The sequence below is a fragment of the Micromonospora sp. CNZ295 genome, from assembly GCF_004217535.1.
In genome coordinates this window covers 723351-742583 of the sequence record NZ_SHKZ01000001.1, presented here as the reverse complement: position 1 = coordinate 742583, position 19233 = coordinate 723351, and the positions used below count along the sequence as shown (strand labels likewise).

General features: G+C 73.9%; 19 protein-coding genes. 13 read left to right on the top strand and 6 right to left on the bottom strand.

Features of this window, described 5'->3' with window-relative positions:
• The first annotated feature begins 78 nt into the window (after positions 1–78).
• From EV376_RS03490 to EV376_RS03475, 4 genes are read left to right on the top strand one after another with little or no spacing between them, the layout of a single operon-like run.
• A complete protein-coding gene (locus tag EV376_RS03490; RefSeq protein ID WP_012015454.1) occupies positions 79–564 on the top strand; it encodes a CarD family transcriptional regulator in 486 nt (161 codons plus the stop codon).
• 56 nt (positions 565–620) lie between these two features.
• The gene (gene ispD, locus EV376_RS03485; protein ID WP_130320710.1) at positions 621–1316 is read left to right on the top strand and encodes a 2-C-methyl-D-erythritol 4-phosphate cytidylyltransferase; all 696 of its coding nucleotides are present in this window, start codon (positions 621–623) and stop codon (positions 1314–1316) included.
• 16 nt (positions 1317–1332) lie between these two features.
• Positions 1333–1815, top strand: a complete 483-nt coding sequence (gene ispF / locus EV376_RS03480; protein ID WP_130320709.1) for a 2-C-methyl-D-erythritol 2,4-cyclodiphosphate synthase — start codon at positions 1333–1335, stop codon at positions 1813–1815.
• Between the two features lie 10 nt (positions 1816–1825).
• On the top strand, positions 1826–2854 hold the full coding sequence (locus EV376_RS03475) for a tetratricopeptide repeat protein (RefSeq protein WP_130320708.1): 1029 nt from the start codon (positions 1826–1828) through the stop codon (positions 2852–2854).
• Positions 2855–2858: 4 nt separating this feature from the next.
• On the opposite strand, the gene EV376_RS03470 is transcribed toward EV376_RS03475, so the two are convergent.
• The gene (locus EV376_RS03470; protein WP_130320707.1) at positions 2859–4025 is read right to left on the bottom strand and encodes a cupin domain-containing protein; all 1167 of its coding nucleotides are present in this window, start codon (positions 4023–4025) and stop codon (positions 2859–2861) included.
• 80 nt (positions 4026–4105) lie between these two features.
• On the opposite strand from EV376_RS03470, the gene EV376_RS03465 reads away from it, so the two are divergent.
• The 5 genes from EV376_RS03465 to EV376_RS03445 all read left to right on the top strand — a co-directional run bounded on the left by EV376_RS03465 (position 4106) and on the right by EV376_RS03445 (position 8618).
• The gene (locus EV376_RS03465) at positions 4106–4969 is read left to right on the top strand and encodes a hypothetical protein (RefSeq protein ID WP_130320706.1); all 864 of its coding nucleotides are present in this window, start codon (positions 4106–4108) and stop codon (positions 4967–4969) included.
• The gene (gene fahA / locus EV376_RS03460) at positions 4966–6165 is read left to right on the top strand and encodes a fumarylacetoacetase (protein WP_130320705.1); all 1200 of its coding nucleotides are present in this window, start codon (positions 4966–4968) and stop codon (positions 6163–6165) included. The genes EV376_RS03465 and fahA overlap by 4 nt, the downstream gene beginning before the upstream one ends.
• A 293-nt stretch (positions 6166–6458) precedes the next feature.
• Entirely contained in the window at positions 6459–6668 is a 210-nt protein-coding gene (locus tag EV376_RS03455) for a DUF397 domain-containing protein (protein WP_130320704.1), read from the top strand.
• Between the two features lie 104 nt (positions 6669–6772).
• Complete coding sequence (locus EV376_RS03450; RefSeq protein ID WP_130320703.1) at positions 6773–7231, top strand: SRPBCC family protein; 459 nt, start codon at positions 6773–6775, stop codon at positions 7229–7231.
• Between the two features lie 139 nt (positions 7232–7370).
• A complete protein-coding gene (locus EV376_RS03445; protein ID WP_130320702.1) occupies positions 7371–8618 on the top strand; it encodes an outer membrane protein assembly factor BamB family protein in 1248 nt (415 codons plus the stop codon).
• A gap of 244 nt (positions 8619–8862) precedes the next feature.
• Here the strand turns inward: EV376_RS03445 and hisC are convergent, their stop codons facing one another.
• Genes hisC through hppD form a run of 4 tightly spaced genes read right to left on the bottom strand, consistent with a single transcriptional unit; the run spans position 8863 to position 12932 of the window.
• Complete coding sequence (hisC, locus tag EV376_RS03440) at positions 8863–9966, bottom strand: histidinol-phosphate transaminase (protein ID WP_130320701.1); 1104 nt, start codon at positions 9964–9966, stop codon at positions 8863–8865.
• On the bottom strand, positions 9963–10916 hold the full coding sequence (locus EV376_RS03435) for an RDD family protein (protein ID WP_130320700.1): 954 nt from the start codon (positions 10914–10916) through the stop codon (positions 9963–9965). The genes hisC and EV376_RS03435 overlap by 4 nt, the downstream gene beginning before the upstream one ends.
• 22 nt (positions 10917–10938) lie before the next feature.
• The gene (locus tag EV376_RS03430) at positions 10939–11715 is read right to left on the bottom strand and encodes an RDD family protein (RefSeq protein WP_130320699.1); all 777 of its coding nucleotides are present in this window, start codon (positions 11713–11715) and stop codon (positions 10939–10941) included.
• Between the two features lie 11 nt (positions 11716–11726).
• Positions 11727–12932 (bottom strand): 4-hydroxyphenylpyruvate dioxygenase, encoded by a 1206-nt coding sequence (gene hppD, locus EV376_RS03425; protein WP_130320698.1) that lies wholly within the window; start codon positions 12930–12932, stop codon positions 11727–11729.
• A 137-nt stretch (positions 12933–13069) separates the two neighbouring features.
• Between hppD and EV376_RS03420 the strand changes: the two genes are divergently transcribed.
• A complete protein-coding gene (locus EV376_RS03420; protein ID WP_130320697.1) occupies positions 13070–13564 on the top strand; it encodes an Lrp/AsnC family transcriptional regulator in 495 nt (164 codons plus the stop codon).
• Positions 13565–13592: 28 nt separating this feature from the next.
• Here EV376_RS03420 and EV376_RS03415 read toward each other — a convergent pair whose 3' ends face one another.
• Positions 13593–14585: a winged helix-turn-helix domain-containing protein gene (locus tag EV376_RS03415; protein WP_130320696.1), complete on the bottom strand. Its 993-nt coding sequence runs from the start codon at positions 14583–14585 to the stop codon at positions 13593–13595.
• Positions 14586–14649: 64 nt separating this feature from the next.
• Here EV376_RS03415 and EV376_RS03410 point away from each other — a divergent pair, with 64 nt between their 5' ends.
• The 3 genes from EV376_RS03410 (at position 14650) to EV376_RS03400 (ending at position 19178) form a co-directional block, all read left to right on the top strand.
• Positions 14650–15876 (top strand): MFS transporter, encoded by a 1227-nt coding sequence (locus tag EV376_RS03410; RefSeq protein ID WP_486482507.1) that lies wholly within the window; start codon positions 14650–14652, stop codon positions 15874–15876.
• Between the two features lie 110 nt (positions 15877–15986).
• Positions 15987–17417: an outer membrane protein assembly factor BamB family protein gene (locus EV376_RS03405; RefSeq protein ID WP_130320695.1), complete on the top strand. Its 1431-nt coding sequence runs from the start codon at positions 15987–15989 to the stop codon at positions 17415–17417.
• 93 nt (positions 17418–17510) lie between these two features.
• Positions 17511–19178, top strand: coding sequence for a fumarate hydratase (locus tag EV376_RS03400; protein WP_130320694.1), 1668 nt, complete (start codon positions 17511–17513; stop codon positions 19176–19178).
• Positions 19179–19233: the final 55 nt, after the last annotated feature.

The window sequence follows — 19233 nt, the reverse complement described above, 5'->3', positions numbered from 1 at the left end:
CGCCAACGGTCAGGACAGCGGTGAGACATCGGTGTCTGAGCGTGTTACTCTAGACACAGCGAAAGGGGTTTCGAACCTATGGTTTTCAGTGTCGGCGAGACCGTTGTTTACCCCCACCACGGGGCCGCACTCATCGAGGCAATCGAGACTCGGGTCATCAAGGGCGAGGAGAAGCAATACCTCGTCCTGAGGGTCGCGCAGGGTGACCTTACGGTCCGGGTGCCCGCTGAGAACGCCGAGATCGTGGGTGTGCGCGAGGTGGTCGGCGAAGAGGGCCTCGGCAAGGTCTTCGACGTTCTCCGGGCTCCGCACACCGAGGAGCCGACCAACTGGTCGCGGCGTTACAAGGCGAATCTGGAGAAGCTGGCCTCCGGGAATCCGCTGAAGGTGGCTGAGGTCGTCCGCGACCTGTGGCGCCGGGAGCGGGAGCGGGGGCTGTCCGCGGGCGAGAAGCGCATGCTCGCCAAGGCCCGCGACATTCTCGTCGGCGAGGTCGCGCTGGCCGAGAAGAGCACCAAGGACGAGGCGGAGACGCTGCTCGACAAGGTGCTGACCGAGGCCTGATCCGCACCCCATCGTCGTACCCGATTCGAAGCGAAGAAACCACCGAGGACCGCGACGTGACCGCGCAGCTCAATCCGCGCGGTGACGTCGCGGTCCTCGTGCCTGCGGCGGGTGCCGGTGTACGCCTGGGCCCCGGCCGGCCGAAGGCGCTGCGCCTGCTCGGCGGCGAGCCGCTGCTGGTGCACGCGGTCCGCCGGCTCGCCGCCGCCGCGTCCGTGCACACCGTCGTGGTGGCCGCCCCGGCCGGGGAGCTGGCCGCCGTCCGGGAGCTGCTCGCGCCGGTGGCGCCGGTCACCGTTGTGCCCGGCGGCGCCGAACGGCAGGCGTCGGTCGCCGCCGCGCTGGCCGCGGTGCCCGCCGGCCCCGAGATCGTCCTGGTGCACGACGCGGCCCGGGCGCTGACTCCGCCCGGGCTGGTCGAGTCCGTCGCCGCGGCGGTCCGTTCCGGTCATGACGCGGTGATCCCCGTCCTGCCGGTGGTCGACACGATCAAGGAGGTCGGTGCCGGCGAGCAGGTCCTCGGCACGGTCGACCGGGCGGCCCTGCGGGCGGTGCAGACGCCGCAGGGATTCCGCCGGGCCGTGTTGGCCGCCGCGCACGCCGCCGCCACCGACCCGCTCACCGACGACGCCGGCCTGGTCGAGAAGCTCGGCGTCCCGGTGGTGTGCGTCCCGGGATCGGAGTACGCCCTGAAGATCACCCGGCCGTTCGACCTGGCGCTGGCCGAGCACCTGCTGAACACCGGCGCCTGACGCGTACGCTCTGGTCATGATCGTTCCGCGGGTGGCCATCGGCACGGACGTGCACGCCTTCGAGGCCGGTCGGCCGTGCTGGGTGGCCGGCCTGCACTGGCCCGACCAGGACGGTCTGGCCGGGCACTCGGACGCCGACGTGGCCGCGCACGCCGCCTGCAACGCCCTGCTCTCCGCCGCCGGCCTCGGCGACCTCGGCGCCAACTTCGGCGTGGGCCAGCCGGAGTGGGCCGGCGCCTCCGGAGTGGCCCTGCTCGCCGAGAGCGCCCGCCGGGTCCGGGCGGCCGGCTTCGCCATCGGCAACGTGTCGGTGCAGGTGATCGGGAACCGCCCCAAGATCGGTCCACGCCGGGACGAGGCGCAGCGGGTGCTGTCGGCGGCCGTCGGCGCCCCGGTCAGCGTCTCCGCCGCGACCACCGACGGGCTCGGCTTCCCGGGCCGTGGGGAGGGGCTGACCGGCATCGCGGTGGCCCTGGTCTACGAGGCGTCGGCCGCTTAGGCTCGCCGCGATGTCCAGCGACGCCCCCGCCGACCGTTCCGCCGCCGACGGCTACCTCCAGCGCGCGCAGCTCCTCGCCGAGCTGGGCCGCTACGACGAGGCCGCCGCCGAGCTGGGTTACGCGGTCGCGCTCGAACCGGAGAACGCCGCGGTGTTGACCGCGTTGTCCCGCGTACACCTGGCCGCCGGCCGGCCCGCCGACGCGCGCACCGCCGCCGACGGTGCCGTCGCCGCCGCCCCCGACTGGGTTCCCGCCCTGGTCGCCCGGGCGATGGCACTGGCCGACCTGGAGGAGTACGCCGAGGCCGCCCGTACCGCCGACCGCATCCTCGCCCTGGGCCCGGACGACGCGTACGCCCAGCGCAGCGCCGCCGCGATCCTGGCCGGCTCCCGGAACGGCCAGCCGGCGCTGAACGCGGCCTGGCGGGGTGTGGAGCTGGCCCCCGAGGAGCCGGAGGCGCATCTGGTGCTCGGGCTGGTCGCGGCGAACATGCAGATGTACGACCTGGCCGAGCGCGCCTACGCCGAGGCCCTGCGGCTGGACCCGCAGCTCGCCGAGGCGCGGCACGACATCGGTGTGCTGCGGCTGGAGCAGCGCCGCTGGAGTGAGGCGCTGGAGCACCTCGCCGAGGCCGCGGCGATGAGCCCCGGCCGGGTCGACTCGGGCCGGACGATCTCCGTCGGCCTGCGCCAGCTCGTCGTGTTCGGTGCCGGTTGGTCGATCGTCGCGGCCGTGGTGCTCGCGTGCGTCGCCCTCGGCGGTGGGGGCCTGTCGCGCGTCGCCGCGGTGTTCGCGGCGCTCGGCGGCGCGCTGGTGCTGTGGCGGTACGCCGCGAAGCTGCCCGCCCCGGCGCGCACGATCCTGCCGAGCCTGCTGCGCTCGGACCGCGGCCTGGCGATGGCCGTGTACGCGGCTGCCGCCGCCCCGGTGCTGATCCTGATCTACGCCCTGGTCGGGACGCCGTGGCCACTGGTCCTGGCGATCGCCGTGGCGACCGTCGCCGAACTGACGGTGATCGCCCGCCCGGTCGCCCGGTAACCCGTCACGCCCGGCGCGCCCAGGTCCAGGCGTAGGCGTCGTCCGCGCAGGTCGTGGCGGCGTCGCACAGGTCGAGCGGGCGGAACGTGTCGACCATGACGGCCAGTTCGTCGAAGAAGTCCACACCGATCGACCGCTCGGCGGCACCGGGCTGCGGGCCGTGGGTGAAGCCGGACGGGTGCAGCGAGATCGAGCCCTGCTCGATCCCGGAGCCGCGCCGGGCCTCGTAGTTGCCGCCGGTGTAGAAGAGCATCTCGTCCGAGTCGACGTTGTGGTGGTTGTACGGCACCGGGATGGCGTCCGGGTGGTAGTCGACCTTGCGCGGGACGAACGAGCAGACCACGAAGTTCGGGCCCTGGAAGGTCTGGTGCACCGGCGGCGGCTGGTGGATCCGGCCGGTGATCGGTTCGAAGTCGTGGATGGAGAACGCCCACGGGTACATGTGCCCGTCCCAGCCGACCACGTCGAACGGGTGGTTGGCGTAGACGTGGCGCGTCCACCCGCGCCGGTGCCGGACCAGCACCTCCACGTCGGTGCCGTCGACCAGCAGCGGCGCGTCCGGCCCGCGGACGTCGCGCTCGCAGTACGGCGAGTGCTCCAGGAACTGGCCCCGCACCGACAGGTACCGCTTGGGCGGGCCGATGTGACCGGCCGCCTCGATCGCGAGCAGCCGGACCGGCTCGGTGCCGGTCGGGACGAGCCGGTGGACGGTCGAGGTCGGGATGATCACGTAGTCACCGGCGACCGCGTCGAGCACGCCGAACGTCGACTCGACCCGCAGGGCACCGGACTCGACGTACAGGCAGTGGTCGCCGGTGGCGTCGCGGAACAGCGGGGATGGCCGGTCGGCCAGCACGTACGCGATGCGGACGTCGTCGTTGGCGAGCAGGTACTGCCGGCCGAGCACCGGGTCGGCGCCGGCGGCGTCCAGCTTGTGGGTGCGTAGGTGGCGGGGCTTGAGCGGGAGGTTCGGCGTTCGGGTGACGGCCGGCGGGGTGAACTCCTCGGCCGCCACGATCGCGGTCGGCGCGTGCCGGTGGTAGAGCAGGGAGGAGTCGGAGGAGAAGCCCTCCTGGCCCATCAGCTCCTCGGCGTAGAGGCGCCCGTCGGGCTGACGGAACTGGGTGTGGCGTTTGCGCGGCACCTCGCCGACGCGGCGGTAGTACGGCATCTCGCCCTCCCGTAGACCGAGGCGTCCGATTATCGGACGCGGTTGTCCGCTCCTTGTAGCGTCCCGTACATTCTTGTGTCGTGTCAACGCAGCTGCCCCGGCTCCTGGCCGGTCTCGTCGACGACGCCGCGGTCTTCCCGCCCGGCAGCGCGCCGCTGCCCGACGCCGTCCGGGCCCACCGGGAGCACCGCACCGCCTGGTACGCCGACCTGGTCGGCCCGCTGCTGGTGCCCGCGTCCGCGGTGGCCGCCCGTGAGCTGCATCCCGAGGTCGACCCGGCCGAGGGCCTCGTGATCGGACTGATCGGCGACACCGGTCTGCCCGGCCTCCCGGCCGCACTGGCGGCGCTGCCGGCCGGCGTGAGCCTCCGCCAGGTAGAGGTGCCGGTCGCCAAGCGCGGCGAGGACCCGCAGCCGGGCCTGACCGAGCTGCGGAAGGTCACCGAGGGGCTGGGCGGCACCCCCGTCTACGCCGAGATCCCGCTGGCCTTCGGCCTGATGGGCGCACTGGACACCCTCGCCGACGCGCGCGCGGGTGGGCTCCCGGTCGCGGCCAAGTTCCGCACCGGCGGGCTCGCCGCCGAGCTGTTCCCCACGCCCGCCGAGCTGGCCGCAGTGATCTGCGGCTGCCGGGACCGGGGGCTGCCGTTCAAGCTGACCGCCGGGCTGCACCACGCGGTGCGGCACCTGGATCCGCCGACCGGCTTCACCCACCACGGCTTCGCCAACGTGCTGGCCGCCGCGCTCGCCGCCGCGCGGGGCGCCGCGGTGGAGCGGGTCACCGAGCTGCTCACCGCCACCGACCCGCGGCCACTGCTCGAGCCCATCGAGGACGGGCTGGACGCGGCGCGTCCGCTGTGGGTCGGGTACGGCTCGTGCAGCATCCTGGAACCACTGACCGATCTGATCCGGCTGGGACTGGTGAACGGGGGCTTCGAGGCATGACGACCTGGGTGACGGGTGCCGAGGGATCGCCGTACGGCGTGCACAACCTGCCGTACGGGGTGTTCCGCCGTGCCGGGCAGGAGCCGCGGGTGGGCGTACGTATCGGTGACCACGTGCTGGACCTGGGCGGCGCGGAGGCGGCCGGTCTGGTACTGGCCGCCGGCACGCTGGGCCGGCCCCGGCTGAACGACTTCATGGCGCTTGGCCGTCCGCAGTGGACCGCCGTCCGGCAGCGGATCACCGAACTGCTCACCGACCCCACCCACCGGGGGGCGGTCGAGCCGCTGCTGGTGCCCCTGGCGGGCGTCGAGCTGCTGCTGCCGTTCGAGGTGGCGGACTATGTGGACTTCTACTCGTCGGAGCACCACGCCGCCAACGTCGGGCAGATCTTCCGGCCCGGCCAGCCGCCGCTGCTGCCCAACTGGAAGCACCTGCCGATCGGCTACCACGGCCGGGCCGGCACGGTCGTCGTCTCCGGCACACCCGTCGTGCGTCCCCAGGGGCAGCGGGCCACCCCGCAGGGCCCGGCCACCGGTCCCTCGGTCCGCCTCGACATCGAGGCGGAGGTCGGCTTCGTGGTGGGCGTGCCGAGCCCGCTGGGTCGCCGGGTCGCCACCGCCGACTTCACCGACCACGTGTTCGGCGTGGTGCTGGTCAACGACTGGTCGGCGCGGGACATCCAGGCCTGGGAGTACCAGCCCCTCGGCCCGTTCCTCGGCAAGTCCTTCGCCACCTCGGTCTCGGCCTGGGTGACGCCACTGGAGGCGCTCGGTGCGGCGTTCGTGCCGGCGCCGGACCAGGACCCGCCGGTCGCCGACTACCTGCGCGACGAGCCGCACCACGGTCTGGACCTGCGGCTCGCGGTCGAGTGGAACGGCGAGCGGGTCAGCCAGCCGCCGTTCGCCACCATGTACTGGACGCCGGCCCAGCAGTTGGCCCACCTGACCGTCAACGGGGCGTCCCTGCGCACCGGTGACCTGTACGCCTCCGGCACCGTGTCCGGGCCCGAGCGGCACCAGGTCGGCTCGTTCCTGGAGCTGACCTGGGGCGGCGCGGAGCCGGTGAAGGTCGGTGGCGCGGAGCGCACCTTCCTGGAGGACGGGGACACCGTCACCGTCATCGCCACCGCGCCCGGCCCGGACGGCACGACCGTCGCCCTCGGCGAGGTCACCGGCACCATCCTCCCCGCCCGCTGACGCCGGGCCCGGCACCGGCCCAGCTCCGCCGATCCGCGGCCCGGCCGCGCTGGACCGGGGTCCGTCGGCGGCACCGCCGGTCGCGCCGGGCCGCCGCCCGCCGGTTTCTGACGTACGGCCGGTCCGTCGTCCCGTGAACGGGACGCCATGTCGCACAGATCGTCCGACCGGCGACCGTGTCTCCTGCGTTGATCGACCGGATTCCGTCGCTGTGCCGCGCCGGGCCGGGCCCGATCTCCCCCCTTCGGTCCCGGCCCGGCCGTCGGCTGGCGTCCATCGACAGGAGGGTGAGGATGAACGATCTCCCGGGTGCGGTCTGGCGTACCAGCAGCCGCTCCAACGACCAGGGCCTCTGCGTGGAGGTGGCCGACAACCTGGTCGACGCGCTCGGCGTGGTGGCCGTACGCGACTCGAAGGACCGGTCCGGCCCGGCGCTCACGGTCAGCCCACCGGGGTGGTCGGCGTTCGTCCGGGCGATCCAGGCGGGACAGTTCGACCGCTGATCGCGTACGGCCGGCGCCGCGGGGGCCTCACCGGACGGGAATTTCCGGCCGCGGGGCCCCGTTCGGCGCTCACGGGGCGTACCGTCGACGCCACGGGAGGTGGCATGTCGAGGGTGACGGTCACACAGTCCATCGAGGCGCACGCGGCCGACGTGTGGCGCCTGCTCACCGACCTGACCGTCCGCACCCGTGCCACGCGTGGCGTCGAGGTCCTGACCCCGGGCGGGTTCGGCCCCGGCACCGCCTGGCGGGAGGTGCGGTCCCAGCCGGACGGCTCGGCCCTGATCGAAGAGTTCGTCGTGGTCGACGTCGAGCCACCGCGCCGACTGGTGCTCAACTCGCCCGGAGCGGGTGTCGACTACCGGGTCACCTGGACGCTGCGCCCGGTCCCGCGCCGGGGTCGCACGATGGTCACGGTCACCCAGGAGGCGATCGCCTCCGCGCCGTACGGCCGGGTCGTCGCGCTGTTCCTCGGCGGGCTCGCCGCCCGGGTGGTCGAGAGCGCCCTCCGGCGTGACCTCGCCGACCTCGCCGCCGCCACCCGGGCTGCCGACGCCGCCTGAACCCGCCCGACCGGGCGGTTGCCATGCGTAGCGACGTGCCGGTCCGGCCGGCTGGCGGACGTCGCGGCGCCGGCCGCGGCCGGCAACCTCACAGCGGCCGGACGCGCCGCGCTGGGTAGGGTGCCGGGCGGAGGTGCGCATGGGGTTCCCGAAGGGCCGGCGGCGGCTCGTGCTGGTGGCGGCGGTCCTGCTGGTCACCGTCGCGGTCGCGGCCACGGTCTACCGGGTGCTCGCCCCGGCCGAGGTCAGCACTCCGGCGAGGGCCGCCTATCCGACCGCGGCGGACCCGGCGCCGGGGGTGGTCGCGCGGCTGCCGGTGGCCCCGCTGGTCGTCGACGGCCGGCTCCGGGTGTACGCGGCTCAACGGCAGGTCTACGCCGACCGTCCGGTGGACCACCGGCACCGGACGACGCCCTACTGGTCGTACCGCCGCTGGCCGGCCGAACTCGACGGCGTGGCAGCCAGCGGCGCCACTGTCGTGACCCGCTGGTCGGACGGCCTGCTGGTGGCACTGGACGCGCGCACCGGACGGGTCGTCTGGCGGACCGAAGGGCCGAAGCCGGAACGGGCGGCCGCGCCCCGGCGGACCGGTGCGGCGACGGTGTGGGAACCGGACGGCCTCCTCGTCACCCCGGCGGCCGGCCGGACGGTGGTGATCACCGCCGGCCACGACTCGCTGGCCGGCGTCGACCTGGCCGACGGGCGGCAGCTCTGGCGGGCCGGCGTCGGTGAGGGCTGCCACCAGCCGGTCGGCACCACGTCGACGGGCCGGGTGGTCGCCGTCGACTCGTGCGACGCCGCGGTCGAGTTCCGGGACGTCACGACCGGCACGGTGAGTGCCCGGTGGCGCCCGCCCGCTGCCGGGGAGGGCCTGGTCGTCACGCCGCTCGGCTGCCGCGCCGGCCGGGCCGGGTGCACCGGCCTGCGTACCGTCGGCGGCTCCGGTGACGACGCGGGCCGGGGGTGGCTGCTGGGTGCCGGCGAGCCGGTCGCGGCACCGGTGCTGAACCAGCCGGACGCGGTGCTCGCCGGTGACACCGCCGTCGGGATCGTGGACGGTGTCCCGGTCGGCCGGGAGGCGCGGACGGGGACCGAACGGTGGCGCCGTGCCGACCTGGAGGGTGCCCGGGTGCTCGCCGTCGAGCGGGACCGGGTGCACCTGGTGACCGGTGCGAACGACCTGGTGACGCTGGACCCGGCGAGCGGGGTCCAGCGGTCCCGGTTCCCGCTCACCGCCGGCTCGGACGGGACGTCCTGGGCGCCCGGGGCCGCGTACGCGGTCGACGGCTTCCTGGCCGTGGAGCGCCTGCGTGAGCCGGTCGACCCGGGGGCGGACGACCAACGCTACTTCTTCACCTCCGAGCCGGTGCTGCTCGCCGCGACATGACGGGTCGGCTGGTCGACAAAACGGACATTAGTTATTTATAGTCACACGCGTGCGTCTCGTGGCCATCCTGTCGTGCTCCTGGTCCTCGGCGACGCCGCCCCGGTGGCGGCCGCCCCGGCGTCCAGGACGGTCCGGATCGCGCTGACCGAGGGAGTGGACATCACGGTGCCGGCCGCCGGCAGCCGGGAGGCGGACGGCACGCCGGTGGTCACGGCCGAGGTGCACAACACCGGCAAGCGTGGACTCAGCCCAGCGCGGCCTCCGCCGCCGCCAGGAAGGCGTCGTTCTCGGCCGGGGTCCCGATCGTGACCCGGACCCCGTCGCCCGGGAACGGCCGCACGATCACACCGCGCGACTCGCACGCCTTGCCGAAGTCCATGGCCCGGTCGCCGAGCGGCAGCCAGACGAAGTTGGCCTGGCTGTCCGGCACGTCCGGGACGAGCTTGCGTAGCGCCTCGGTGACCCGGTCCCGCTCGGCCACGACCAGCGCGCAACGTCGCTCCACCTCAGCGGCCTGCGCCAGCGCCGCCAGCGCGGCGGCCTGCGCCGCCATGCTGGTGGAGAAGGGCGTGACCACCTTGCGCACCGCCGCCGCCACCTCCGGCTGGGCGACCAACCAGCCGATCCGCAGGCCGGCCAGGCCCCACGCCTTCGACAGCGTCCGCAGCACCGCCACGTTTGGCCGGTCCGCGTAGGTGAGGCCGTCCGGCACCTCGGGGTCGGTGACGAACTCCCGGTACGCCTCGTCGATGACCACCAGCACGTCGTCCGGCACCGCGTCGAGGAAGCGGTCCAGCTCGGCGCGCCGCACGGCGGTACCGGTGGGGTTGTTCGGGTTGCAGACCAGGATCATCCGGGTCCGGTCGGTCACGGCCGCGGCCATCGCCGCCAGGTCGTGCCCGTGCCCGGCGTCGTTCGGGACCCGGACGCTGGTCGCGCCGCTGGTCGCCCCGATGATCGGGTACGCCTCGAACGAGCGCCACGAGTAGAGCAACTCGTCGCCGGGCAGGCAGGTGGCGCGGACCAGGTGCTCGGCCAGCGCCACCGAGCCGCATCCGGTGGCGATCCGGTCCAGGTCCACGGCGTACCGCTCGGCCAGGGCCTGCCGCAGCGCCACCACACCCATGTCCGGGTAGCGGTGCACACCGGCGGTCGCCTCCGCGACCGCCTCCACGACACCGGGCAGCGGGCCGTACGGCACCTCGTTGCTGGCCAGCTTGATCGCTTCGGGCAGGCCCAGCTCCCGGGCCAGGTCGGCCGGGCTGCGGCCGGGTACGTAGTTGGGCAGCGCGTCCAGGTCGGCGCGGGTCAGCCGCGGCGCGGGCTGGTGACGTCCGGTGTCGGTCATGGGGTGTCTCCCGGGGGTGTGGTGCGGTCGTTCTGGGCGGGGGTGCGCGGGGCGCGCGGAACCTGGACCACCACGGTCTGCGCCCGCTTGTCGTGCAGGGCCTGCCGGAGCGGGTGGTCGAAGAGCGGGGAGACCGCGTCGAGCAGCTGGAGCAGCAGGCCCAGGCCGCAGCAGTACCACAGCAGCGTGGGCAGACCCAGGGTGTTCCACCGCCGCAGCGCCCGGCCCATCCCCAGCGGCTGGTCGGCGGCGAGCGGCACCGCCTTGATGCCCATCACCCGCTTGCCGAACGTCTGCCCGCCGGCGGCCATGGCCGGCACCTCGTACGCCAGCCAGAGCGCCGTGGCGATCAGCAGGATGACGATCAGCAGCGACTCCGCCTGCGCGCCCGGCGGGGGCAGCGGTTCCGACGTCACCTCGCCGTTCTGGACGCGCCGCCACCACTCGTTGAAGGTGGGCCGGAACTCCTGCACCAGCCGTCGGACGAAGAAGGCGTTCACGGCGGCGTTGAGCGCGAAGACGATGGCGAAGTCGATGAGCCGGGCCGTCAGGCGGGCCCCGTAACCGGCCAGCGGCAGGCCGTGCGGGCGCGGCTCCGGCGGCCGTCCCGGCCAGGTCGGGTACGGCCAGCCCGGTGGCGGGCCGTACGCATGGGGTGGGGCGGCGTGCGGTGGGGCGGCGTGCGGCGGCCAGCCACCCGGCGGCGGCGCGGCGGTCCCGCCCTGAGCCGGGTCGGCCGGCGGCTGCCCGGCAGCCGGGGAGACCGGCTCGGGCGTGGTGGCCGCCCCGGGCACGCTGGCCGGCTCCGCGGCGGGCGGCTCGGCCGGCGGTGGCCCCTCCGGCGGGGTGGCGTCGACCGGGATGGGCGGGCCGATCCAGCCCTCGCCGTCCCAGTACCGCCGCGTCTCCGGGTCGGCCGGGTCGACGTACCAGCCGGGTGCGACGCTCATGGCGTCGCCTTCATGCGCTCGCTCACCTGGACACCTTAACGACGACGGTTTCCGCGAACCGGTCGTGGAGGCACTGCTGCCAGGGCTTGTCCCACAGCTGCCAGAACCCGTCGAGGTAGCTGAGGCCGGGGACGAGGGAACTGGCGAGGAACTGCACCAACCACCGCCGGCCGGCCACCCGCCGGTCCAGCTTCCGCGTCGGGTCGAGCGGCACCACCCGCAGCTTCATCACCCGTTTGCCGAGCGTCTGGCCGTCGTGGCGGACCAGGTACTCGACGTGGTAGAGCCAGTACAGGCCGATCATCACGACGAGCAGTGCGAGCTGGGCCAGCAGCAGCGGCAGCAGGAAATCCCGGAGCATGGTGCCCGGGTCGGGCTCGGGCAGCGTGCCGTCCGGGCCCAGCCGGGTCGTCTCGGTGACCATGTTCCACCAGACCACCAGCATGACCGGCAGGAACAGCACCATCGTGACACCCGAGGCCAGGGCGGCGTCGAGCAGCCACGCGAGCAACCGGTCGGTGAAGCTGGCGAGCGGCTGCCCGTTCGGGGCGATGGTCGGCGGCGGGGGAGGCACCCAGCCCGGCGGGATTCCCGGGCGGGCCCAGCCCGGCGGGGGTGCCCAGCCCGGCGGGACTCCCGGACCGGCCGAGCCCGGCGGGTACGCCCCGGGCCAGCCCGGGGCGTACTGCGGCGGGATCGCGTACCCGGGGGGTGGGGCTGCGGGGTGGGACGGGCCACCGCCGGCGGCGGGCGGGGACCCAGCGGCCGGCGGCGGTACGTTCAGCGGAGGTTGGCTCACGCTCGACAGTGTTACAGGTTGCCGCGCTTGTCCTGCTCCCGCTCGATCGCCTCGAAGAGCGCCTTGAAGTTGCCCTTGCCGAAGCCGAGCGAACCGTGCCGCTCGATCAGCTCGAAGAAGACGGTCGGCCGGTCCTGCACCGGCTTGGTGAAGATCTGGAGCAGGTAGCCGTCCTCGTCCCGGTCGACCAGGATCTTGCGAGCCTTCAGCTCCTCGATCGGCACCCGCACCTCGCCGATCCGGGCGCGCAGCTCCGGGTCGTCGTAGTACGAATCCGGGGTGTCCAGGAACTCGACGCCGGCCGCGCGCATGGCGTCGACACTGGCCAGGATGTCGTTGGTGGCGACCGCGACGTGCTGGGCGCCGGGGCCCTGGTAGAACTCCAGGTACTCGTCGATCTGCGACTTCTTGCGGGCGACCGCCGGCTCGTTGAGCGGGAACTTCACCTTGCGGGTGCCGCTGGCGACCACCTTGCTCATCAGCGCCGAGTAGTCGGTGGCGATGTCGTCGCCGATGAACTCCGCCATGTTGGTGAAGCCCATGACGCGCTTGTAGAACTCGACCCACTCGTCCATGCGGCCCAGCTCGACGTTGCCGACGATGTGGTCGACGGCCTGGAAGAAGCGCTTCGGCTGAATGCCGGCCTCGATCATCGGCTGCCGGTCCACGATCGGGCCGCGAGCGACGAAGCCGGGCAGGAACGGCCCGCGGTAGCGGGACCGGTCGACCAGGGTGTGCCGGGTGTCGCCGTACGTGGCGATGGCGGCCAGGCGAACGGTGCCGTGCTCGTCGCTGACGTCGTGCGGCTCGACCAGGCCGGTCGCGCCCTGCGCGGTGGCATGGGCGTACGCGGCGTCGACGTCCGGGACATCCAGCGCGATGTCGGAGATGCCGTCGCTGTGCCGGGCGACGTGGTCGGCGCCCTCGGCATCCGGGCGGACCACGCCGGTGAGGACGAACCGGGCCGAGCCGCTGGTCAGCACGTACTGGGCGTGGTCGCGGTAGCCCTGCTCCGGGCCCCGGTACGCCACGCAGGTCATCCCGAACGCGGTCGAGTAGTAGTGCGCCGCCTGCTTGGCGTTGCCCACCAGGAACTGCACGTGGTCGAGGCCCTTGACCGGGAACGGGTCGCGGCTGATGTCGTGGTCGACGGCGCCGACCAGCCGGTCGACGTCGACCTCCTCGGTCGACTGGGGTCGGTCGATCGCCTGGGTCATGGTGGCCTCCCTCGCGTACCGGCCGGCCGCGTAGGCCGCCGCTGTGCTCTTCCCGCGAATATCGCCGTGACCGTGGCCACTGGGCAACTGTCCGCGATCTAGCTGGTCAGGTTGCACAAGGAGTAGAGTCCGAACCCGTGAACACTGGTCAGGATGTACAGCTTGACGCCCTCGACGCCCGGTTGATCGAGTTGCTCGCCGAGGAGCCCCGGATCGGGGTGCTGGAGTGCTCGCGCCGCCTCGGCGTGGCCCGGGGCACCGTGCAGGCCCGCCTCGACAAGCTGGTCGACCGCGGCGTGATCGGCGGGTTCGGGCCGGAGGTCTCGCCCGCCGCGATCGGGTTCGGGGTGACCAGCTTCGTCACGCTGGAGATCAGTCAGCGGCACGGCCACGACCCGGTCACCGCCCACCTGTCGGCGATCCCCGAGGTGCTGGAGGCGCACACCATCACCGGCTCCGGCGACCTGCTCTGCCGCATCGTGGCCCGCTCGAACGCCGACCTGCAGCGGGTGATCGACCAGATCGTGAGCTACGAGGGCATCCGCCGCGCCTCGACGATCATCGCCCTGGCCGAGCAGATCCCCTACCGCGTCCTCCCCCTGGTCCGCAGCGCCGCGGCCCACCCCAACTGACCGCTCCCCACCCCGCGTTCCGGCCGGGTCAAGGGGGTGTGGTGGACAGGGCGTCGCCCAGGGGAGTGCGGCGGTAGAGGACGGTGCGGCCCGTCCTCGTGCGGGTGACCAGGCCCGCGTCGCGGAGCACGGACAGGTGGTCGCCGACACCGCCGAGACTGAGCCCGAGTTGCGCGACCAGTTGGCTGGTCGTGGCCGGTGCGCCCAGCGCCCGGAGCAGGGCGGCCCGGCCCCGGCCGACCAGGCGGTCCAGCGCGTCCTCGGGGCGGGTCGGGTCGGGCGGTCCGAGCAGTTCGGCCACTCCGGAGGCCGGGTAGACGATCGCGTACGGCCAGGGCCGCTCGACGTAGCTGATCAGCGTGCCGAAGACGGTCGGCACGAAGAGCAGGCCCTGCCCGTCCAGGGTGTACGTCCCCGGGTCGCGGTCGGACACCTCCAGATGTCCCACGGCCTCGCCGGGCACCCAGCGCAGTCGGGGGTCCAGGTCGGCGACGGCGGCCCCCCAGCCGTAGGCGAGCAGCCGGCCCGCCCGGTGCAGCAGGTCGCGCTCCAGGACCGCCCGCAGGCGGGGCCAGTCCGGCTCGACCAGTGCCGTCCAGGTCGCCTCGATCGCGTCCGCGAGTCGATCGACCACGTCCGGGGACTCGTAGATCCGGCGGGCGTACGCCGGTGGTGTCCGGTGCCCGGCGAGGTTGCGGGCCAGTTCCTCGCGGGCCTGTGCCAGCGGGGTCGCCCGCACCACGGCCAGCTCGTCGGCGAAGTCCCGCCCGGTGCCGTCCGGCGGCGGCTGGATGAAGTCCGCGTTGTATCCGCCCCGCCGCTGCAACGCCAGCAGCGCACCGATCGCCGGCATCTCCCGGCGTAGCCGGTCGTAGGCCGGTCGCGCCCGGGCCACCCAGGATGTGAGGGCCGGGGCGGAGCGCTGCCCGGCGCAGAGCCGCAACGCCGAGGCCGCCTCGCCGAGCGGGGAGACCGCATACCGGCTGGCGGCGATGTCGGCCGGGGTCACCGCGATGCGCATGCTGGACCTTTCGCTAGCCAGCGAAAGGATAGTGCGATCCGCGGCCCGTTGGCACGCTGACCCGGTGACCACCGCGATCCGTACGGACGCCGACAGCCGTCCCGCCACTTACCGCGAAGTCTTCGCCAATCGCGAGTTCCGGGTGCTGTTCGGCAGCTTCGGCATCTTCATGATCGGCGAGACGGTGAAGATGCTCGCCCTGTCCGTGCTGGTCTATGAGCGCACCGGCTCGGGGCTGCTGGCCGCGCTGGCGTACGTGACCGGGTTCCTGCCGCACGCGCTCGGCGGCGTGTTCCTGCTCGCGCTCGCCGACCGGTGGCCGGCCCGGGCCTTGATCGCCGGGTACGACCTGCTCCGGTGCGCGATGGTGGTGGTGCTCGCCCTCGGCGTGCTCTCCCCGGCGGCCATGCTCGGCCTGGTCGCCGTCGTCGGCCTGTTCGGGCCGGTCAGCAGCGCCGCGCGGACCGCGCTGTTGCCCGAGGTGCTGCACGGTGACGCGTACGTGCTCGGGCGGTCGCTGCTGACCGTGGCGGCGGGCGGTACCCAGGTGGCCGGGTTCGCCCTCGGCGGGCTGTTGCTCGGGCTCGTCGGCCCGTACGGTGCGCTGTGGCTGACCGCCGTCACCTGCGCCCTCGCCGCCCTGCTCGTCCGGGTCGGGCTGGCGCGGCGCCCGCCCCGCGCACGACCGGACGGCGGGAACGCGGTCCGGGAGACCTGGCGGGTCAACCGGGCACTGCTCGCCGACCGGCGGGTCCGGGGCCTGCTGCTGGCGCAGTGGATCCCCGGTTCGGTGCTGGTCGGGGCGGAGGGCGTCGCCGTGCCGTACGCCGCCGGGCTCGGCGCCGAGGCCAGCGCCGGCGTGCTGCTGATGGCCGCCGCGTTCGGGATGCTCGTGGGGGACCTGCTGGTCGGGCGGTTCGTCGCGCCGGCCCGCCGGGAGGCGTGGACGCCGTGGCTCGCGCTGCTGCTCGGCGTACCCATGCTGGCCTTCGTGGCCCGGCCGGGCCTGTGGCCGGCGGCGGTGCTCTTCGCGGTCGCGACCGCCGGCTTCGCCTACCAGCTCGGCCTGGCCCGGCGGTTCCTCGACGCGGTGCCGGAGGCCCGGCGTGGGCAGGCGTTCGGGCTGCTGAGCACCGGTCTGATGGCGGTGCAGGGGTTGGCCGCCGCGGCCGGCGGCGCGCTGAGCGAGGTGGTGGCCCCCGGCACGGTGATGGCCCTGGCCGGCGTGGCGTCGCTCGTCGCGACGCTGGCACTGTGGCGGATCCTGAAGCCGCCGCGCGCCGTCGGCTGAGGTGTCGAGAAGGGACCCTTCCGCTACCACGGGCGTTAATAACGGGCCCTTCTTTCGCCCACGGCGCGCCGGGGCGTCCCGAGCGCGGCTCGGGTGGCTACCGTGTTCCGGTGGCGAAGGGGAGCGGCCTTGGCGTACGGGGCTGGCTGCTGCTCGGGCTGGTGACCGTCGTCATCCTCGCCTCGACCGGAGTCTGGAACCCGTTTCCTGGAGTTTGGGACTGGGTGGATCGCAGCGACCCCATCTCCGAGCCCGACGTGGTCTGGCAGCAGCGCGTCGGCGGAACGCCGCGCAGCGTCACCTTCGCCGGTGACACGATCGTCGTCGAGCAGCGCACCCGGGTCGAGGCGCGGCGGCTCAGCGACGGCAGCCAGCTGTGGGAGCGCAAGGCCGACTGGTCGGCGGTCGCGGGCGGCGACCGGGACGCGGTCGTCGTCGTGGGCAAGCTCCTGGTCAAGGGGTACGAGGTGCTCGACCCCACGACCGGCGTCACCCGGCGGCGCGACGGCGACGCGGTGGCCGTCTGGACCTGGCGGAACCTGCTGCTCGACGCCCGCTGCGCGGCACCCACCGACTGCACGCTGACCGCCTGGGACCCGCGCGGCACCGTTCCGCTGTGGACGGTCTTCATGCCCGGGGTCCGCAGCGGCCTGCTCGGCGACAACCCGGGGCTGCTCGACACCCGCCGGCTCGACGCCGTGCGGATCGACGAGGAGGTGGCCGGCCCGGAGCCGGTGCCCGGGCTGCTCGGGTTCCCGGTCGACGGGCGCGTGCACGTGCTGGACACCGCTACCGGTCGTGTCCTCACCGACATCGAGCCCGGCCGGGACGAGCGGCTCTCGGTGGTGGGCGGCCGGTTGCTGCGGATCACCGCCCGGTCCGAGGAGGGCAGCTGCCTGTTCACCATCTCCGCGCGGGACCCGGTCACCGGGCAGGAGACGTGGCAGCGGACCGGCCTCAACCTGCGCACCGCCGAGGCCGTCGGCTGCGCGCAGCGGGAGGATCCGCAGGGGGCGCGGAGCGTGCTGATCGGGGTCGCGCCGGACGGCCGGGAGGCGGTCCTCGACGGGTACGACGGCCGGCTGCTCCTGGTCACCGAGCCGGGCGAGAAGATCGTCGCCGTCGACGACCGGTACGCCCTGGTGCGCGCCGCCGACAAGCGCTCGGTCTCGGCCCGCGAGTTGGGCACGGGCCGGACCCGGTGGAGCCGCCCCACCGGCGCGAAGGCGGGTGCCGCGTTCACCCTGTACGCGGCGGTGCTGGTCGACGACAAGCCCTCCCGGCTCGTCGCGCTCGACCCGCGTACCGGCGCGGAGCTGGCGACCCTGCGCACGGCGGCCAACGCCCTCGCGGTCGGAACCAGCGGCATGATCATCGGAGAGGGCCGGGAGATCGGGTACGTCCGCTTCCGCGGCGCCTCGGTGGTCCCGCCCCCGGGCGGCGACGACGGACCCCGCCCGTCCCCCGGCGGCAACGGGGACGTCCCGGCGCCGGCGGGCAGCTGCGGCCCCAAGGGGGAGCTCTGCCCGGACGAGGGCTGAGTCCCGTCCTGACCGGCGCCGATGAGAGCGGTGTCCCAGGACGCACCCCCGGCGGGTGGGAGCGGGCGACCCTCCTGCCCTAGGCTTCCGCTCATGAGCAGTGCCGCCGCCTTCTCGTACGCCCCCCTGCTGCCGACCGGACCGGACCAGACGGAGTACCGCCTGATCACCGATGAGGGTGTCGACGTCGTCGACGGCCCCGGCGGTCGCCGGTTCCTGACCGTGGACCCGGCCGCGCTCACCGCGCTGACCGCCGAGGCGATGCACGACATCGCGCACTTCCTGCGCCCCGCGCACCTGGCGCAGCTCCGGTCGATCATCGACGATCCGATGGCCTCGCCGAACGACCGGTTCGTCGCGCTGGACCTGCTGCGCAACGCCAACATCGCGGCCGGTGGCGTGCTGCCCATGTGCCAGGACACCGGCACCGCCATCGTGATGGGCAAGCGCGGCCGGCACGTGCTCACCGACGGGACGGACGCGGAGGCGATCTCCCGGGGCGTCTGGCAGGCGTACACCCGGCTGAACCTGCGCTACTCGCAACTCGCCCCCCTGACCATGTGGGAGGAGCGCAACACCGGCAGCAACCTGCCGGCGCAGGTGGAGATCTACGCGGAGGACCCGGACGGGCAGCCGGACGCGTACAAGTTCCTGTTCCTGGCCAAGGGCGGCGGCTCGGCCAACAAGTCGTACCTGTACCAGGAGACCAAGGCGCTGCTGAACCCGACGCGGATGATGCAGTTCCTGGAGGAGAAGCTGCGGCTGATCGGCACCGCGGCCTGCCCGCCGTACCACCTGGCCATCGTCATCGGCGGCACCTCCGCCGAGTACGCGTTGAAGACCGCCAAGTACGCCTCCGCGAAGTACCTCGACGCGCTGCCCACCTCCGGCTCGCTCACCGGGCACGGCTTCCGCGACCTGGAGCTGGAGGCGGAGGTGCTGGAGCTGACCCGCAACTTCGGCATCGGCGCGCAGTTCGGCGGCCGGTACTTCTGCCACGACGTACGGGTGGTCCGGCTGCCCCGGCACGGTGCCTCGTGCCCGGTGGCGATCGCCGTCTCCTGCTCGGCGGACCGGCAGGCGGTCGCGAAGATCACCCCGTCGGGCGTGTGGCTGGAGCGACTCGAAACCGACCCGGCGCGCTTCCTGCCCGACGTCACCGACGCCCAGCTCGACAGCTCCGAGGTGGTCCGGGTCGACCTCAACCGGCCGATGGACGAGATCCGCGCCGAGCTGTCGAAGTACCCGGTCAGGACCCGCCTGTCGCTGAGCGGGCCGTTGGTCGTCGCCCGGGACATCGCCCACGCGAAGATCGCCGAGCGGCTCGACGCCGGCGAGCCGATGCCGGCGTACCTGCGCGACCACGCCGTCTACTACGCCGGCCCGGCGAAGACCCCGGAGGGGTACGCCTCCGGCTCGTTCGGCCCGACCACCGCCGGCCGGATGGACGCGTACGTGGAGAAGTTCCAGGCCGCCGGCGGTTCGATGGTGATGCTCGCCAAGGGCAACCGTTCCGCCCAGGTCACCCGCTCCTGCGAGCGGTACGGCGGCTTCTACCTCGGCTCGATCGGCGGCCCGGCCGCCCGGCTCGCCCAGGACTGCATCAAGCACGTCGAGGTCCTGGAGTATCCGGAGCTCGGCATGGAGGCGGTCTGGAAGATCGAGGTGGAGGACTTCCCCGCCTTCATCGTGGTCGACGACAAGGGCAACGACTTCTTCGCCGAGGTCACCAAGCCGGTCCTCACCGTCGGCCGCCGTTGACCCCACGGACCTGACGAGGGGCGCCGGGCGGAGAGCCCGGCGCCCCTTCCGCCAG

Excerpts from the sequence above, each read along its gene's own strand:
- hppD (WP_130320698.1), bottom strand. The coding sequence starts at position 12,932 with ATGACCCAGGCGATCGACCGACCCCAGTCGACCGAGGAGGTCGACGTC.
- EV376_RS03490 (WP_012015454.1), top strand. The coding sequence starts at position 79 with ATGGTTTTCAGTGTCGGCGAGACCGTTGTTTACCCCCACCACGGGGCC.
- EV376_RS03435 (WP_130320700.1), bottom strand. The coding sequence starts at position 10,916 with ATGAGCGTCGCACCCGGCTGGTACGTCGACCCGGCCGACCCGGAGACG.
- EV376_RS03470 (WP_130320707.1), bottom strand. The coding sequence starts at position 4,025 with ATGCCGTACTACCGCCGCGTCGGCGAGGTGCCGCGCAAACGCCACACC.
- hisC (WP_130320701.1), bottom strand. The coding sequence starts at position 9,966 with ATGACCGACACCGGACGTCACCAGCCCGCGCCGCGGCTGACCCGCGCC.
- EV376_RS03400 (WP_130320694.1), top strand. The coding sequence starts at position 17,511 with ATGAGCAGTGCCGCCGCCTTCTCGTACGCCCCCCTGCTGCCGACCGGA.
- EV376_RS03455 (WP_130320704.1), top strand. The coding sequence starts at position 6,459 with ATGAACGATCTCCCGGGTGCGGTCTGGCGTACCAGCAGCCGCTCCAAC.
- EV376_RS03415 (WP_130320696.1), bottom strand. The coding sequence starts at position 14,585 with ATGCGCATCGCGGTGACCCCGGCCGACATCGCCGCCAGCCGGTATGCG.
- EV376_RS03445 (WP_130320702.1), top strand. The coding sequence starts at position 7,371 with ATGGGGTTCCCGAAGGGCCGGCGGCGGCTCGTGCTGGTGGCGGCGGTC.
- ispF (WP_130320709.1), top strand. The coding sequence starts at position 1,333 with ATGATCGTTCCGCGGGTGGCCATCGGCACGGACGTGCACGCCTTCGAG.
- EV376_RS03450 (WP_130320703.1), top strand. The coding sequence starts at position 6,773 with ATGTCGAGGGTGACGGTCACACAGTCCATCGAGGCGCACGCGGCCGAC.
- fahA (WP_130320705.1), top strand. The coding sequence starts at position 4,966 with ATGACGACCTGGGTGACGGGTGCCGAGGGATCGCCGTACGGCGTGCAC.
- EV376_RS03475 (WP_130320708.1), top strand. The coding sequence starts at position 1,826 with ATGTCCAGCGACGCCCCCGCCGACCGTTCCGCCGCCGACGGCTACCTC.